The organism is Huintestinicola sp. (assembly GCF_050874005.1).
Lineage (GTDB): Bacteria > Bacillota > Clostridia > Oscillospirales > Ruminococcaceae > Huintestinicola.
In genome coordinates, this window is sequence record NZ_JBNMJV010000026.1 from 1 (window position 1) to 14,577 (window position 14,577).

16 protein-coding genes and 2 tRNA genes are annotated in these 14,577 nt (G+C 47.3%); 7 read left to right on the top strand and 11 right to left on the bottom strand.

Annotated features, from left to right (window positions below; genetic code table 11):
• Positions 1 to 232 precede the first annotated feature (232 nt).
• Both ACR0QN_RS09355 and ACR0QN_RS09360 read right to left on the bottom strand, forming a co-directional pair.
• Positions 233 to 322 (bottom strand) — tRNA-Ser (locus ACR0QN_RS09355).
• A 37-nt stretch (positions 323 to 359) separates the two neighbouring features.
• Positions 360 to 448, bottom strand: a tRNA-Ser gene (locus ACR0QN_RS09360).
• A gap of 212 nt (positions 449 to 660) precedes the next feature.
• Between ACR0QN_RS09360 and ACR0QN_RS09365 the strand changes: the two genes are divergently transcribed.
• A complete protein-coding gene (locus ACR0QN_RS09365) occupies positions 661 to 2,016 on the top strand; it encodes a CCA tRNA nucleotidyltransferase (protein WP_432650947.1) in 1,356 nt (451 codons plus the stop codon).
• Positions 2,017 to 2,093: 77 nt separating this feature from the next.
• Here ACR0QN_RS09365 and nrdR read toward each other — a convergent pair whose 3' ends face one another.
• Positions 2,094 to 2,552, bottom strand: coding sequence for a transcriptional regulator NrdR (gene nrdR / locus ACR0QN_RS09370; protein ID WP_432650948.1), 459 nt, complete (start codon positions 2,550 to 2,552; stop codon positions 2,094 to 2,096).
• A 99-nt stretch (positions 2,553 to 2,651) separates the two neighbouring features.
• Here nrdR and ACR0QN_RS09375 point away from each other — a divergent pair, with 99 nt between their 5' ends.
• Genes ACR0QN_RS09375 through ACR0QN_RS09390 form a run of 4 tightly spaced genes read left to right on the top strand, consistent with a single transcriptional unit; the run spans position 2,652 to position 5,840 of the window.
• Positions 2,652 to 3,560 carry a M15 family metallopeptidase gene (locus tag ACR0QN_RS09375; RefSeq protein ID WP_432650949.1) on the top strand — a complete coding sequence of 303 codons (909 nt, stop codon included), beginning with the start codon at positions 2,652 to 2,654 and terminating at the stop codon, positions 3,558 to 3,560.
• Positions 3,561 to 3,594: 34 nt separating this feature from the next.
• Positions 3,595 to 5,076, top strand: a complete 1,482-nt coding sequence (locus tag ACR0QN_RS09380; protein ID WP_432650989.1) for an L-fucose/L-arabinose isomerase family protein — start codon at positions 3,595 to 3,597, stop codon at positions 5,074 to 5,076.
• Positions 5,077 to 5,100: 24 nt separating this feature from the next.
• Positions 5,101 to 5,241, top strand: coding sequence for a hypothetical protein (locus tag ACR0QN_RS09385; protein WP_432650950.1), 141 nt, complete (start codon positions 5,101 to 5,103; stop codon positions 5,239 to 5,241).
• A 38-nt stretch (positions 5,242 to 5,279) separates the two neighbouring features.
• On the top strand, positions 5,280 to 5,840 hold the full coding sequence (locus tag ACR0QN_RS09390; protein ID WP_432650951.1) for a Maf family protein: 561 nt from the start codon (positions 5,280 to 5,282) through the stop codon (positions 5,838 to 5,840).
• 49 nt (positions 5,841 to 5,889) lie between these two features.
• On the opposite strand, the gene spoIIR is transcribed toward ACR0QN_RS09390, so the two are convergent.
• Positions 5,890 to 6,531: a stage II sporulation protein R gene (gene spoIIR, locus ACR0QN_RS09395; protein WP_432650952.1), complete on the bottom strand. Its 642-nt coding sequence runs from the start codon at positions 6,529 to 6,531 to the stop codon at positions 5,890 to 5,892.
• Positions 6,532 to 6,697: 166 nt separating this feature from the next.
• Between spoIIR and ACR0QN_RS09400 the strand changes: the two genes are divergently transcribed.
• Positions 6,698 to 7,258: a GNAT family N-acetyltransferase gene (locus ACR0QN_RS09400; RefSeq protein ID WP_432650953.1), complete on the top strand. Its 561-nt coding sequence runs from the start codon at positions 6,698 to 6,700 to the stop codon at positions 7,256 to 7,258.
• Between the two features lie 43 nt (positions 7,259 to 7,301).
• On the opposite strand, the gene ACR0QN_RS09405 is transcribed toward ACR0QN_RS09400, so the two are convergent.
• Genes ACR0QN_RS09405 through ACR0QN_RS09415 form a run of 3 tightly spaced genes read right to left on the bottom strand, consistent with a single transcriptional unit; the run spans position 7,302 to position 9,971 of the window.
• On the bottom strand, positions 7,302 to 8,504 hold the full coding sequence (locus ACR0QN_RS09405; protein WP_432650954.1) for an LL-diaminopimelate aminotransferase: 1,203 nt from the start codon (positions 8,502 to 8,504) through the stop codon (positions 7,302 to 7,304).
• 39 nt (positions 8,505 to 8,543) lie between these two features.
• Positions 8,544 to 9,380, bottom strand: a complete 837-nt coding sequence (gene dapF / locus ACR0QN_RS09410) for a diaminopimelate epimerase (protein ID WP_432650955.1) — start codon at positions 9,378 to 9,380, stop codon at positions 8,544 to 8,546.
• A gap of 15 nt (positions 9,381 to 9,395) precedes the next feature.
• On the bottom strand, positions 9,396 to 9,971 hold the full coding sequence (locus ACR0QN_RS09415) for an ANTAR domain-containing response regulator (RefSeq protein ID WP_432650956.1): 576 nt from the start codon (positions 9,969 to 9,971) through the stop codon (positions 9,396 to 9,398).
• A gap of 333 nt (positions 9,972 to 10,304) precedes the next feature.
• Between ACR0QN_RS09415 and ACR0QN_RS09420 the strand changes: the two genes are divergently transcribed.
• The gene (locus tag ACR0QN_RS09420; protein WP_432650957.1) at positions 10,305 to 11,243 is read left to right on the top strand and encodes a zinc-ribbon domain-containing protein; all 939 of its coding nucleotides are present in this window, start codon (positions 10,305 to 10,307) and stop codon (positions 11,241 to 11,243) included.
• Between the two features lie 42 nt (positions 11,244 to 11,285).
• On the opposite strand, the gene yfcE is transcribed toward ACR0QN_RS09420, so the two are convergent.
• From yfcE to ACR0QN_RS09440, 4 genes are all read right to left on the bottom strand, one after another.
• Positions 11,286 to 11,831: a phosphodiesterase gene (gene yfcE / locus ACR0QN_RS09425; RefSeq protein WP_432650958.1), complete on the bottom strand. Its 546-nt coding sequence runs from the start codon at positions 11,829 to 11,831 to the stop codon at positions 11,286 to 11,288.
• A gap of 279 nt (positions 11,832 to 12,110) precedes the next feature.
• Complete coding sequence (locus ACR0QN_RS09430) at positions 12,111 to 12,566, bottom strand: DUF1934 domain-containing protein (protein WP_432650959.1); 456 nt, start codon at positions 12,564 to 12,566, stop codon at positions 12,111 to 12,113.
• Between the two features lie 14 nt (positions 12,567 to 12,580).
• Positions 12,581 to 13,426 (bottom strand): glutamate racemase, encoded by an 846-nt coding sequence (murI, locus tag ACR0QN_RS09435; protein WP_432650960.1) that lies wholly within the window; start codon positions 13,424 to 13,426, stop codon positions 12,581 to 12,583.
• A gap of 36 nt (positions 13,427 to 13,462) precedes the next feature.
• Complete coding sequence (locus ACR0QN_RS09440) at positions 13,463 to 14,524, bottom strand: D-alanine--D-alanine ligase family protein (RefSeq protein ID WP_432650961.1); 1,062 nt, start codon at positions 14,522 to 14,524, stop codon at positions 13,463 to 13,465.
• Between the last annotated feature and the right edge of the window lie 53 nt (positions 14,525 to 14,577).

The following is a 14,577-nucleotide window of genomic DNA, read 5'->3' on the forward strand; positions in this document are numbered from 1 at the left end:
ATATTCTTTTACCGCTTTCAGCTTTAGTTCTGTTGAATACTTCTTGTTCTTATGACTTCTTCTTGGCATAAAATTACCCCCTTAGTGTAGTCTCGAAATTTTTGTTTTTTCGAGTGTCTACTCTAAGGGGATTATATCAAAATTCATCGGGCACTGCGCATTTTGTTGTTTGGGATAATGTGCGGGATAATAAAATAAATCCACGCAAATAACAAATTTGCGTGGATTTATCTGGCGCAGAAGGAGGGATTTGAACCCTCGCGCCGGTTTCCCGACCTACGCCCTTAGCAGGGGCGCCTCGTCACCACTTGAGTACTTCTGCATAATGGTAACAAATTTAAATATTATGTTGGTTATGTTGGCGGAGAGGGTGGGATTCGAACCCACGGTCCCTCTCGGGATCACCGGTTTTCAAGACCGGCTCCTTAAACCACTCGGACACCTCTCCGGATGACGATATTCATAAGCAACAAATTTATTCTATCATAAAATTTTGATTTTGTCAAGCTTTTTTTTGAAAAAACAGAAATTATTTTTATGACGTTTTTTTATTGCGCTTCTGCCTTGCAATTTGCGGAATGATGTGGTATAATATAAATTAGATAATTGTCCGCTTATGCGGTTTGTATTATATGAATTGGAATTGGATGTGAGCATACTTTGGATATCAGTATTCCCGTTAATGTGAAAGATGTCCTTGAACGTCTGGAACAGGGCGGTTTCGAGGCATATATCGTGGGCGGCTGCGTCAGAGATTCTATTCTCGGTGTGAAGCCTAAGGATTATGATATTACCACAAATGCGCTCCCCGACGAGATCATTGCCTGTATGGACGGGCTGAGAGTTATTGAAACGGGGCTTAAACACGGTACTGTTACTGTAGTTAGCAATGGGGAAAATGTGGAGGTCACCACCTATCGGGTGGACGGTAAATACAGCGATCACCGACGTCCCGATTCGGTCAAGTTCGCTTCTTCTCTTGAGCAGGATCTTGCTCGCAGGGATTTTACCGTAAACGCTATGGCTTATTCCGATAAGACCGGGATCATTGACGTTTTCGGCGGACAGCAGGATCTGTTCAGCGGCAGGATAAGATGCGTGGGGGAGCCTGCGGTAAGATTTGAGGAGGACGCTCTGAGAATTATGAGGGCGCTTCGCTTTGCTTCAACTCTGGGCTTTCGCATTGACCCCCTGACTGCTTCGGCGGTTCACGAGAAAAAGCAGCTCCTAAAGGAAATTTCCGCCGAGAGGATAATGAGCGAGCTTACAGGCTTTGTTATGGGCTCGGCTCCCTGCGACCTTATGATAGAGTTTGACGATGTTTTCTGCACCATAATCCCCGAGTTTGCCAAGTGCATCGGCTTCGACCAGCGCAGCAGATATCACGTTTACGATGTATGGGAGCACACCGCTCACGCTCTGGAAAACTCCAAGGCTGACAAGGAAGTGCGGCTCGCCATATTCTTTCACGACATTGAAAAGCCCACAAGCTGCCGCATTGATGAGGAGGGTCACGGTCATTTCCCCGGACACGAAAAGCGAAGTGCTGAGACTGCCGAACGAATTATGCGCCGCCTGAAATTCGACAACGAGACCATTAAAAACACCTGCGAGCTTATAAAATATCACTACATCACTCCCGTTGACGACAAGAGAGTGGTCAAGCACCTTATATCCGCTATGGGTCTGGGAATGTTCGACAAGCTGGCGGAGGTCATGAAGGGGGACAGCCGTGCAAAGCAGAGCTTCTGTCTTGAGAGGGTGAACACCCTTGACGCTATGAAATATCTTGCTCACGAGATAGTAAGCAATGGCGAATGCTGCACCCTTCACGGACTTGCAGTACGTGGCAGCGACCTTGAGGAAATAGGCTTCGAGGGCAAAGAGATAGGCACCGCTCTTGACGAGCTTCTTGTGATGGTAATTGACGAAAAGATACCCAATGACAGGGAAATTCTTATCGAAACGGCGAGAGGGTTCGGTCAGAGAGGCAAAAAGAGAGTTTTTGAACTGTGATATGTAAATATTTTCCGTTTTGCGGAATATAATAAAAAAACAGGGGCGGATGATTTCCGCTCCTGTCAGAACTATTTTTAAGTTTCGTCTCCGTTCTTTCTAAGCTCGGAGATTATGTCAAGAAAGCAGTCTACGTCGTTGAAGTCCTTATTTACCGAGGCAAAGCGGACGTATGCTACCTCATCGAGCTTCTTAAGCTGCTCAAGCACCATATCGCTTATTTCACGTGTGGATATCTGGGTTATCATATTGTTGGCGCAGTAGGTCTCGATACTGTCGGCAATGGCTATTATGGCAGAGCCCGGAACGGGGCGCTTCTTTACCGCAAAGGATAGCCCTCTGATAAGCTTGTTGCGGTCGAAGGGCTCATAGGTATTGTCCTTTTTATTTACCAGCAGGTCGGGTATCTCAATGCTCTCATAGGTGGTGAAGCGCTTGTCGCAGTTTGTACAGCGGCGTCTGCGCCGTTTCTTTCCGTCGATAAGACGGGAGTCGATGACCTTGGTATCTTCAAATCCGCAGTAGGGGCATTTCATAGGCAGACCGCCTTTCCAAATTCGTTGTTCAGCTTTATTATAACCTATTTTTCCGCCGATGTCAAGCGGAGGACAGTTAATTTCAAAGGAATGAAAACAGTGAAGAAGAAAAGAAAACAAAACGGCGTTAAGCTGTTTATCATATCTACGGCTATCTTATTTACGGCGGTGTTTTTTATGTCAGGACCTGTTTCTAATAAGGACGATGAAAAAAACATCTCAAAGCCTGCCGAGTCTGAGACAAAGGTCTCCGAAAGTGCTGTTTCCGAGCCTTCGGAAACGGATATCACATCGGGTGAGGAAGGCGTTTCCGATACACTCACCGAGACCACCGAGGCTCCGAAAGATCCTAAGCCCGATCCTACCGACGCAGATAACACCTGGGCGATGTTTCTTGTAAACTCCAAAAATCAGGTCCCTGCGGAGTATTGTGACGGTATTGAGACAGACCTTGTTTACGAGAGCTGGCGTGAATATTATCTTGATTCCCGTGCGGCAGAGTATCTCAAGCAGATGATTAAGGCTGCCGAGGAGGACGATATACATCTCGTGGTTATGTCCGCATATCGTTCTGTGGAGTATCAGCAGAACAACTTCGACAAGAGTGTTCAGGACAGGATAGACAACAGGGGAATGACTTACGAAGAGGCTTATGCGGACACTCTCAAAGAGGTCCAGCTTCCCGGATACAGCGAGCATAATGCAGGCGTGGCGGCAGATATTATGTCCAACGAGGAAACAAGTATGGAGGACGACCGCTTCAAAGACACAAAGGCATATGCGTGGCTTCAGGAAAATGCGGCGGATTACGGCTTCATTCTCCGTTATCCTGAGGGCAAGGAGGATGTCACGGGAATAATCTATGAGCCTTGGCATTACCGCTTTGTGGGAGTTTACTATGCAAAGCTCCTTTCCGACAAGGGTGTTACTCTTGAGGAATATTTTGAGGAAATGAACTGGGTGGACGAGGACGGCAAGGCTGTTTATCATCTTCCCGAGCTTGGATAATTTCTATTTGAAAGGAAGTTTTAAAATGAACAAAATGATCAATATGCCCGAGATAAAGCTTGGTATTGCTGCTGTGAGCAGAAGCTGCTTCCCTAAAAGTCTTTCCGAGGGAAGATGTGATGAGGTTTGCAGGGAATGCGAAAAGAGGGGCATTGAGATTTTCCGCTGTCCTACCGTTTCCGAGAATGAAAAGGATATGCAGAAAGCCGTTTCAGAGCTTAAAGAGGCAGGGGTAAACGCTCTTGTGGTGTATCTGGGAAACTTCGGACCCGAGACAACAGAGACTTTGCTTGCAAAGAATTTCGGTCTGCCTGTGATGTTTGCCGCTGCTGCCGAGGAGAGCGGAAAGGACCTTATTGACGGCAGAGGAGATGCATTCTGCGGAATGCTCAATGCAAGCTATAACTTAGGTCTCAGAGGCGTTAAGGCGTACATACCCGAATATCCCGTAGGCACCCCCGATAAGGTCGCTGATATGATAGGGGAGTTTATCCCTGTTGCAAGGGCTATTCTCGGGCTTTCAAAGCTGAAGGTCATTTCCTTCGGCCCCCGTCCTCAGGATTTCCTTGCCTGCAACGCTCCTATTGCACGTCTTTACGATATGGGAGTGGAAATTGAAGAAAATTCCGAGCTTGACCTTTTTGCGGCATTCAATGCTCACGCAGGTGACAAGAGAATTGAAGGCGTTGTGGCGGATATGGTTTCCGAGCTGGGTGTGGGCAACAAAATGCCCGGTATCCTTCCCAAGCTTGCTCAGTATGAGCTTACTCTCCTTGACTGGGCGGAGGAGCACAAGGGCGAAAGGGAATATGTGGTATTTGCAAACAAGTGCTGGCCTTCCTTCCAGACACAGTTCGGCTTCGTTCCCTGCTATGTGAACAGCCGCCTTACGGGCAGAGGAATACCCGTTTCCTGCGAGGTGGATATATGGGGTGCTGTCAGCGAGTACATCGGTCAGTGCGTTTCCGACGACTGCGTTACTCTCCTTGATATCAACAACACCGTTCCCGAAGATATCTACAGCGAGGAGATAAAGGGCAGGTTCGATTACAGCCTGACAGATACATTTATGGGCTTCCATTGCGGAAATACTGCTTCGGGTAAGCTTTCCTCCTGCGAGATGAAGTTCCAGAGAATTATGCGCAGAGACCTTGAGCCTGACAGAGAGCCTGATATCACAAGAGGCACTCTTGAGGGTGATATTGCTCCATCAAAGATAACCTTCTTCCGTCTCCAGTCCACGGCAGACGCTGAGCTTGCGGCTTATGCGGCTGAGGGTGAGGTGCTTCCTGTGGCAACACGTTCCTTTGGTGCTATAGGTGTATTTGCCATCAAGGAAATGGGCAGATTTTACCGCCACGTTCTAATTGAGGGACGTTTCCCTCATCACGGTGCTGTGGTTTTCTCCCACAAGGGCAAGGCGCTTTATAGTGTGTTCAGATATCTGGGCGTTAAGAAAATTGGATTTAATCAGCCTGCGGGTATGCTTTATCCCACTGAAAATCCTTTTGCGTAATATATGTGTTAAGGTGATTTTAATATGAAAAAGTTTTTAGGTGTTCTTTTTTCCGTTTTCGGATTTGTTTTAAATGCTATTGTTCTCTGCGGTCTGATGATCGTGGGCATTGATCTTGTTAACCGACATTCTGAGGAGAAAAAGGCTCGCTCGGGGGAAAAGTGAAATATTCTCTGTTTATAAGTTAAAGGAGATTTAAATTTATGGTAATTCTTGCTTCGGCTTCTCCCAGACGTCAGGAGCTTTTAAAGCTTGTTGTAAAGGAATTTTCCGTATGTCCTGCCGATGTGGACGAGACTTTGCCCGAGGGAATTTCAGCAGAAAATGCCGCCGAATTTCTTGCGGTGAAAAAAGCAAGGGCGGTTGCGGACAGCCCCGAGCATATGTACGACTCTGTTATCGGCTGTGATACGGTGGTGATACTTGACGGCGAAATTATGGGCAAGCCCCGTGATATAAACTGTGCTCGTGAAATGCTTACAAAGCTTTCGGGTCGGGTGCATAAGGTCATTACGGGGGTATGCATATGCAGCAGAGGAAAGCAGCAGAGCTTTTCCGAGGTCACCGAGGTGGAGTTTTATCCTCTTACCGATAATGAGATAGAGGATTACATCATAACGGGCGACCCTATGGACAAGGCAGGCGCTTACGGCATTCAGTCAGAGGGCTGTATGCTTGTCAAGGGCATTAAGGGCGACTTTTTTAATGTTGTGGGACTCCCTGTGTCAAGACTCAAGAGAGAGCTTGAGAAAATGGTGCTGTAATAAAAATGCAAGTCTGTCTCCGTGGGTCACAGGGACAGACTTGCATTTTTTATTCGGCGGTTTCCTCATTGTTAAACAGCTTTTCGATAAGCTCAGCAATATAAAGCCTTGCTTCATAATCGGATTCCTCGGAGAGCATAAGGATATCCTCCTCGGTAAGTTCACCGCCGTATTTTTCCATTATTTCCTCGTCTGTGAGGGCGGCTCCTGCACAGGGAACGCAGAGGGGCGGATACATCACGCACCACCAGTTATGTCCCTCGCCGCTGCCGATGGTCACACGCAGGGCGGTGTAATTCCCGGCGGGAACGGCAAAATCATTGTAGATACGTCTGTCAAAGGCCATTTCACGAAGTTCGCAGGTGACGGTATCTTCCGAGCCGTTGGCGGCAAGGGTATTGTCGGCTATTTCTTTTATCCTGTCAAGCTGCTCCGAAAGTGCCTGTTCCGCTTCTTCTGAGGTGGAGTATGGCTCAAAAAGCTCATCGGAGGAGGCAAGTATGGCATCACGGACAAGCAGCTTTAAGCGCTGATCTTCTTCGCTGTCCGAGTCTGCAAGAATGTGCAGGCGGATAAGGCTGTTTTCAAGGCTTTTTTCCGTTTGGGCGGCTGAATATATTCCCGTTACAAGCAGGGAAAATGCCATTGCGGCGGCGATGAGAGTTGTATCGGATATGTATCTTTTTTTCATAGGGATAAGTTCCTTTCGTTTTTTATTTATCCCTATTATTGGCAAATCTTCGGCGGTTAATCGGATCTTTGAAAATTTTTGTTTTTAATATGACATACAGCTGTCATATTAAAGGTGCTATTATTATTTCAGACACCGAAATTCATAATTAAAGTGAGGTAAGAGTATGAACGTTTATGAAAAATGCCCTGTGCTTGAAAATGAAAATTTCCTTCTGAGATTTGTGGAAGAAAACGATGCACAGGATTTGCTGTCTGTTTATTCCGATGAAAAGGCGATCCCGCTCTTTAACAGCGACAATTGTGATGGCGATGATTTTCATTACACCACTGCGGAGCAAATGAAAAAGGCTGTTGATTTCTGGTTTTATTCATACAGAGAAAAGTTTTTTGTGCGCTGGTCGGTGGTTGACAAAAAAACGGGTACTGTGGTGGGAACTATTGAACTTTTTAACCGCAGAGCAGATGACCATTTCAATAACTGCGGTCTGCTCAGGCTCGACCTGCGGAGCGAATATGAAAAGGCGGATATTATTTCGGATATTCTCGGGATAATCATTCCGCCTGCGTATGAGCTGTTTGAATGTGATATGATCGCATCAAAGGCAATTCCCGCCGCAAATGAGAGGATAGCCGCATTTGAGCGGTACGGATTTGCGCACACCGATGAAAAGCTTATCGGTCACGACGGGACGGCATACGGTGATTATTTTATACTGAGTAAATAACAAATGCCTCGGGAAGAAGCCTTTTCCCGGGGCATTTATCATCTTATTTAAGAAGTTCTTTAAATCTTCTCATAGCCTCTACCGTATTTTCGTATGTTCCGAAAGCGGTGAGCCTGAACCAGCCTGCGCCGTTTTTGCCGAAGCCCTCTCCGGGAGTGCCGACCACCTGAATGTTGTTCAGAAGATAGTCGAAAAATTCCCAGCTGCCCATTCCATTCGGGCACTTGAGCCAGATGTAAGGCGAGTTAATGCCGCCTGTGAACTTGATGCCAAGCTCGGTGAGGGCATCTGCCATAACCTTTGCGTTTCTTCTGTAATAATCAATTGCTTCGTGGGTCTGCTTCTGTCCCTCGGGGGTGAAGACCGCTTCTGCGCCACGCTGAATGGGGTAGGAAACGCCGTTGAACTTGCTGCCCTGTCTGCGTCCCCATATCTGTGCAAGGCTTACGTCCGAGCCGTCGGAGGCTTTAACGATAAGCTCCTCGGGGATTATGGTATATCCGCAGCGTGTTCCCGTAAAGCCTGCGGTCTTGGACAGAGAACACATCTCAATGGCACACTTTTTCGCACCCTCAACCGCATAAATGCTCCTGGGAAGGTCAGGGTCGGAGATGAATGCTTCATAAGCGGAGTCAAAGATTATCACCGCTTCGTTTTTTAATGCATAGTCCACCCATTCTTTAAGCTGAGCCTTGGTATAGACAGAGCCTGTGGGGTTGTTGGGGGAGCAGAGGTAGATTATATCTGCGTGAACGCTGTCATCGGGCATTGCCGCAAAGCCGTTTTCCTCGTTGGAGTCGGCATAGATGACCTCTCTGCCTGCCATAACGTTTGAGTCAACATAAACGGGATATGCGGGGTCGGTGACGAGAATTGTATTGCCGTCTCCGAAAATATCAACGATATTGCCGCAGTCTGCCTTTGCACCGTCGTTTACACGTATATCCGACAGATTAAGGGAAACTCCGAAGCTTTTGTAATAGCCTGCAATGGCTTCTTTCAGAAAATCATAGCCCGAGCCGCTGTCCTCATAGCCACGGAATGTTTCCTTGACGCCCATTTCGTCCGCAGCCTTCTTGATAGCTTCAACCACAACGGGAGCAAGGGGCAATGTAACGTCGCCGATGCCCATTTTGATAAGGGGCTTGTCGGGATTTGCGGCGGTAAATGCCTTGAGCCTTTTGGCAATATCTATAAAAAGATAATTTTTCTTCATTGTAAGGAAATTTTCATTGATCTTAACCATTGGTATTCGTCCTTTCGGGTTTGTTTATTAAGTGATTTATTATACGTCAATTTCGCCTGTGAATACGGTCTTTGCAGGACCTCGCATAAGGACTGTTCCGTCCTCTTTATAGGTGATGAAAAGGTCGCCGCCTCTGAGCTTTACGGTTATTTCCTCGCCACGCTTAAAATAGCCGTTTTCCACCGATGCCACCGCCGCAGCGCAGGCTCCCGTTCCGCACGCCCAGGTCTCTCCCGAGCCACGTTCCCATACTCTCATCTGAATGGTGTGGGAGTCAAGCACCTTTATAAATTCGGTATTAACTCTCTCGGGGAAGAGGGGGTGATTTTCATATTCCGGACCTATCTTTTCAAGCTCAAGCCCGTCCACGTCCTCCACATAGGTGACGGCATGGGGGTTGCCCATTGAAACGGCGGTTATGAAAACCTCTTTGCCCGAAACCTCGATCGGCTTATTTATAAAGCTGTCTCCCTCTGCATTCATAGGGATATCCGAGGGCTTGAGAATTGCCTTTCCCATATTAACAAGGACTGTTTTCACTTTTCCGTTTTCGGGGTAAAGGGTAAGGTATTTTATGCCGCTCCTTGTTTCAAGGGTGATCTCGGTCTTGTCCGTAAGTCCGTTGTCGTAAACGTATTTGCCGATACAGCGGGTGGCGTTGCCGCACATATTTCCCTCGCTGCCGTCGGCATTGAACATTCTCATTCTGAAATCTGCCTTGTCCGAGGGCATTATAAGCACAAGACCGTCGCCGCCTATGCCGAAATGACGGTCGCTCACTATCTGAGAGACCCTTTCGGGGTCTGAAACCTTTTCCTCAAAGCAGTTTACATAGATATAATCGTTGCCTATGCCCTGCATTTTTGTGAATTTCATAATGAAAGCACTTCCTTAATTGTATTCGTATGTCTTTAAAATGTCCGCCGCAACCTCAGAAAGGGTTATCCGCTGATCCATTGCACGCTTCTGCATCTGACGGTGGGCTTCCTTTTCGGATATCCTCAGATACTCGATAAGGACACATTTTGCACGATTTACAAGCTTAATCTCGTTTACCATTTCCGTAAGCGTGAGCTTTTCCTCTTTTAGTCCGTCAAGCTTTTCCTTGGTATGGACTGCGTTCCTCAGGGCGTTTATTATGAGCGCTCTGGGGGCGGATTTAGGGAGAATGAGAAGTCCTGATCTTGCAAGCTTTGCACACACTTCGTCATATACCTTTGAAGGCACGAAGGCGATAGTCTGGGTGTCGTAGCTTTTGGCAAGAAAAGCTGCTGTATCAGCTCCGAACCTGTCCTCAAAGGGCATTACTAAAAGAGCTATATCGTAGCTGTGCTCCGCAAAAAGCTCCCTGAGACTTCCGCCGTCGGTGACAGTAATGTCCGTTATGCCTGCCTCGGCGCACATTGATGACAGGCTTGCCTTTATATCCTCCGAAGCGGCGGCTATTACAGCTTTTACTGACGGCATAAGCAGGCTCTCCCTTCATACAGACTGCACCCTTTGCACAGTCCCAATGTATTTTTATTTTATCACATAAATACAATTTTGTCAATAGTATTTGCAGGGAAAATATTATTAACTTGCAAAAAATGCTTTGAAAATCTATTCGATTTGATTTTTTTCAAGCGAAACTGAAATATATCATTGCAAATCCTGCGAATTTCCGGCGATGATTAAAAAAGTATTAAAAACGCTGTTTCTGTTGACAAAACGATGAAAATGTGGTATTATTATCTTGTAACTGATTTGTAACTATTTTAAATGTTGATATGTCAACATAATTTCAGAAAGGCTGATAAAATGATCTGTAAAAAATGCGGCAGCGAATGCCCTGACGGAAATATATTCTGCGAAGCCTGCGGTGCAGAGCTTGAAGCTCCTGTTCTTCCCGATAATGTGGACGATAAGGGCCGAATGAAAAAGCAGGCAAAGCCGAAAAAGGAAAAGCCTCATAAGCCCAAAAAGGAGAAAAAGCAGCGCACTCCCGAGGAAAAGGCAGCTTTAAAAAAGAAGCTGAAAGCGGCAGGCGTATGTCTTTTACTTATTGTTATAGTAGTTGTGGTAGTGTTCCTTGTGCAGATATTCGGCACCAGCGACGGCTACAATGCCGCTCAGAGTATTCCCGTGGGAAGAAATGTGGCGTATGCCGAGTCTGAAACCGGACTTACCTTCTCCGAAAAGAGCGAGAACGGTATGATAAACAATATGACAAGCTTCGACTACATATGCATTTCCGAAAAGACCACAAAGGTAAGCGGTTCGGAGCAGCCTCAGTGGGTGATACTCCTTACCGTGGGCGAGGACGACCTTATTACCGCTGTTGAGTATTACGACTTCACTCAGCTGAAGCTCAACTGGAAGGGCAGAAAGATGGCTGAAATGCTTGACCAGAACTCCCTCGAGTACGGAATGAGCATCAAGAACGTTAACAAGAAGCTTGGTCTCAAGCCCTATTACATCAAGCGCACTATTTCCAACGACTCCACCTACTGCTACAGATATTATTTCACCGATCCCGAGCAGGGCTATGACCGTTCCTACAACTATTTCGTTGAATTTTCCGATGTGGAGATGGCGGTCAAGAACGTAAGCTACCGTGAAATAAACTATGCTGCGACCATTCTTGCGGCGGGTGAGACGGCTTCTCCCGCTTCCGACATTGACCCGGAGGCTTCCGCCGATGAGAATACCGACGAGGAAAATCCGGAGGAGACTGAGGAAGGCTCTGAGGAAACATAAGAATATAATTTATCGTTCGGGTCAGATGCCCGAACGATTTTTTTATCTGAGCGTGAGTACTGAAAGGGGAGTTCCGTCCATATCCTTGACGGTGAATTTATTGTCCTCGTAAATGACGTAGCTGCGTGGATTTCCGCCTTTGGGAAGGGATACGGAGCCTGTGTTCACGATATATATGCCGTCCTTTTCCTCTGCACGGTACAGGTGAGTATGACCGCTTATCACAACGTCTCCATAATTTAGCAGCGGCATATTATCGGGGTCGAAAAGATGTCCGTGGGTGCAGAAAACCATTCTGTCTCCAAGCCACATTGTCATATAGTCAGCCATTACGGGAAATTCCAGCACCATCTGGTCAACCTCGGCTTCGCAGTTTCCTCTTACGCAGAGGAGCGCCTTTTTGTGCTCATTCAGCATTCTTATGACCGTTTTGGGAGCGTAGCCCTCGGGGAGGTCATTTCTCGGACCGTGATATAAAAGGTCCCCTAAAAGAATAAGCTTCTTCGGAGCTTCCGCTTCATAGCGCTCAAAAAGCTTTTCAAGACAGGGAGCGGAGCCGTGGATATCCGAAGCAAACATAAGCTTCATAAAAAATTTTTCCTTTCCTTTGATTTTGGGTAATAGGTTTTCGTGGTAAAATTTCCGTCAAAAAAGGGCATATCTTACGCATATACCGCTTTTGGCACGTTTTAGGGGGTGAACAAACGCCGCCTTATCCGCATAAATTATTATAGTACGGCATTAGTGCAGGCTGGCGAGACGGGCGGCGGAAGATGCGGATCGACCGTCCTTGGGAGACCCGTCCTATCGGTACCGAATGTCGTTTTATATAAATCGTACCCGTCCGTGCCTGCGGACGGGTACATTTTAATCGGTAGAGACCTGAAAATAGACCTCATTTTCGCTTATAAAAGCGGAGTTTACGTCAATGGTGTATTTGAAATACAGCACGCCGCCCTCCTCCGAGAGACGGTTTATAATGCGTGATGTGGAAATGCCCAGAAGCATATCGCCGTACTCGGTTCCGTAGTGGCAGTGGTGGCGGCGGTTCTTTTCTATCACAAGATGGGACTCAGTCGAGCCGCTTCTCGTCATTGAGGCAAGGCTTTCACCGATGCAGGAAACGGTGGTAGTTGAGCCTGCAAAGCCCGTGGCTTCGCTGTCCTCGTAGGATATCTCCCAGCCGGCTGCGTTTCCCAGCTTAATGGGCTTGAAAGTTCCCTGAGTGATAAGCTCCATAACATCGGGAGGCCCGTTTTTGGAGTCCGAAACGCTTTTGAGCGTAATAGTTACTTTTTTTTCTTTTCCTTTTGCCGACGGCATTTTTTTCATTCCTTTTATTTCTGAGATATATCGTCTATGGATATCTGGGTGACTTCGCCCATAAGCTTACTGCCGATAAATGCGTGAGCGTTTGTTTCAAAAAGCTCTTTGCTGTCGCTGGTGAAGTAGGAAACAGTACCGCTTCCCTCACGTTCGGAGAGCATATTCCTGCTTGCAAGCATATTCATCGTGTATTTAGCCGCTTCCGCACCCGAGGAGATAAGCTTCACATCCTCGCCCATATACTCTGCAATTGCATCGTACAGAATGGGATAATGGGTGCAGCCTAAAATGAGAACGTCCACATTTTCGTCCTTGATGGGCTTTAAATACCGCTCGGTCATCGTTTTTACCACGATGTCCGAGGGGTCTGTAATGCCGTTTTCAACCATTGGAACGAACATCGTGCAGGCATTTCCGATGACAACGGCGTCCTGTCTGATGTTGCGGATAGCCTTGCCGTATGCGCCCGAGCGGATAGTGGCGGCGGTGCCGATAACGCCTATCCTGCCGCTTTTGGTGGCGGCGCAGGCTGCCTGTACCGCAGGTATCACCACCCCCGTGAAGGGGATATCTCCCGCAAAATCCTTCTGCTTGCCCACTACTGAGGAAACTGTTCCGCAGGCTGCGATTATCATTTTGACATCAAAGCTCTTGATGAAATTCACGTCCTGACGGGCGTATTCGAGAATAGTCTCCCTGCTTCTTGTTCCGTAGGGAACACGTGCGGTGTCACCGAAATAGATGATATTTTCCGAGGGCATAAGCTTCATAAGCTCAGTTACGCAGGTAAGTCCTCCGAGACCCGAGTCAAATACACCTATCGCCTTTTCACTGTTATCTGCCGAGAAATCTGCCATAATCCTCTTATGACCGTCCTTTCCTGAGAGATCATATTAGTTCCTTTCAAAAGCAAGCTTTATCAGCCTGTCAAGCAGCTCGCCGTAGGGTATGCCAAGCTTTTCCATAAGCTTCGGGTACATACTGATGGAGGTAAAGCCCGGCAATGTGTTAAGCTCGTTAAGATATACCTTTCCGTTGTCCGCAAGGAAGAAGTCAACTCTTGAAAGACCGAAGCAGCCAAGTGCCTTGAAAGCCTTGACGGCGGTCTCACGTATCTCTTTTGAAGCTTCGGTGGGGATATCCGCAGGGATATTCAGCCCCGAGGTGCCAAGTATGTATTTTGCGTCATAATCATAGAAATCATTGCAGGAGAGGATCTCGCCCACGTCCGAAGCAAAGGGGTTATCCGTACCGAGAACGGCACATTCCAGCTCTCTGCCCTTGATATATTCCTCGACTATGACCTTTTTATCGTGAGTGAAGGCAAGCTTTACCGCATTTTTCAGGTCTTCAAAGCAGGTCGCCTTGTTGACGCCCACCGATGAACCGCTGCAGGCAGGCTTTACGAAAAGGGGATAGTCAAGCTCACTTGCAATGCGTTCGCATACCGCTTCAAGATTGCCCAGATCCGACTGTCTTACAACTCTGTATCTTGCCATATTAACACCGTTTTTCTCAAGAACGGTGTGGGTGTATTCCTTGTCCATACAAGCGGCGGAGGCAAAGCAGCCGCAGCCCACATATGGGATACCCGACATATCCAAAAGTCCCTGAAGCGTTCCGTCCTCGCCGAATTTTCCGTGAAGAACGGGGAATACAACGTCTACCTTTACAATGGTGATACGGTTATCGGTTATCTTTGCAATGCCCCTGTAAAGAGGGTCGGGGAGAATTGCTGCGGGAACGCAGTCGGGGTCGCTTTCCCATCTGTCCTCCTTGATGCAGGAGATGTCTCCGGGATAGAAAAACCATCTTCCTTTGCGTGTGATACCGATGGGGATTATCTCATACTTTTCGGGGTCGAGGTGGGATATAACGTTTGAAGCTGAGATCAGCGAGATATCGTGCTCGTTTGACATTCCGCCGAAAATAACGGCGACTCTTGTTTTTGCCATACGGCTCATTCCTTTCGATTTGTGCTGTACTAAATAATATTCTGCATTTTAAG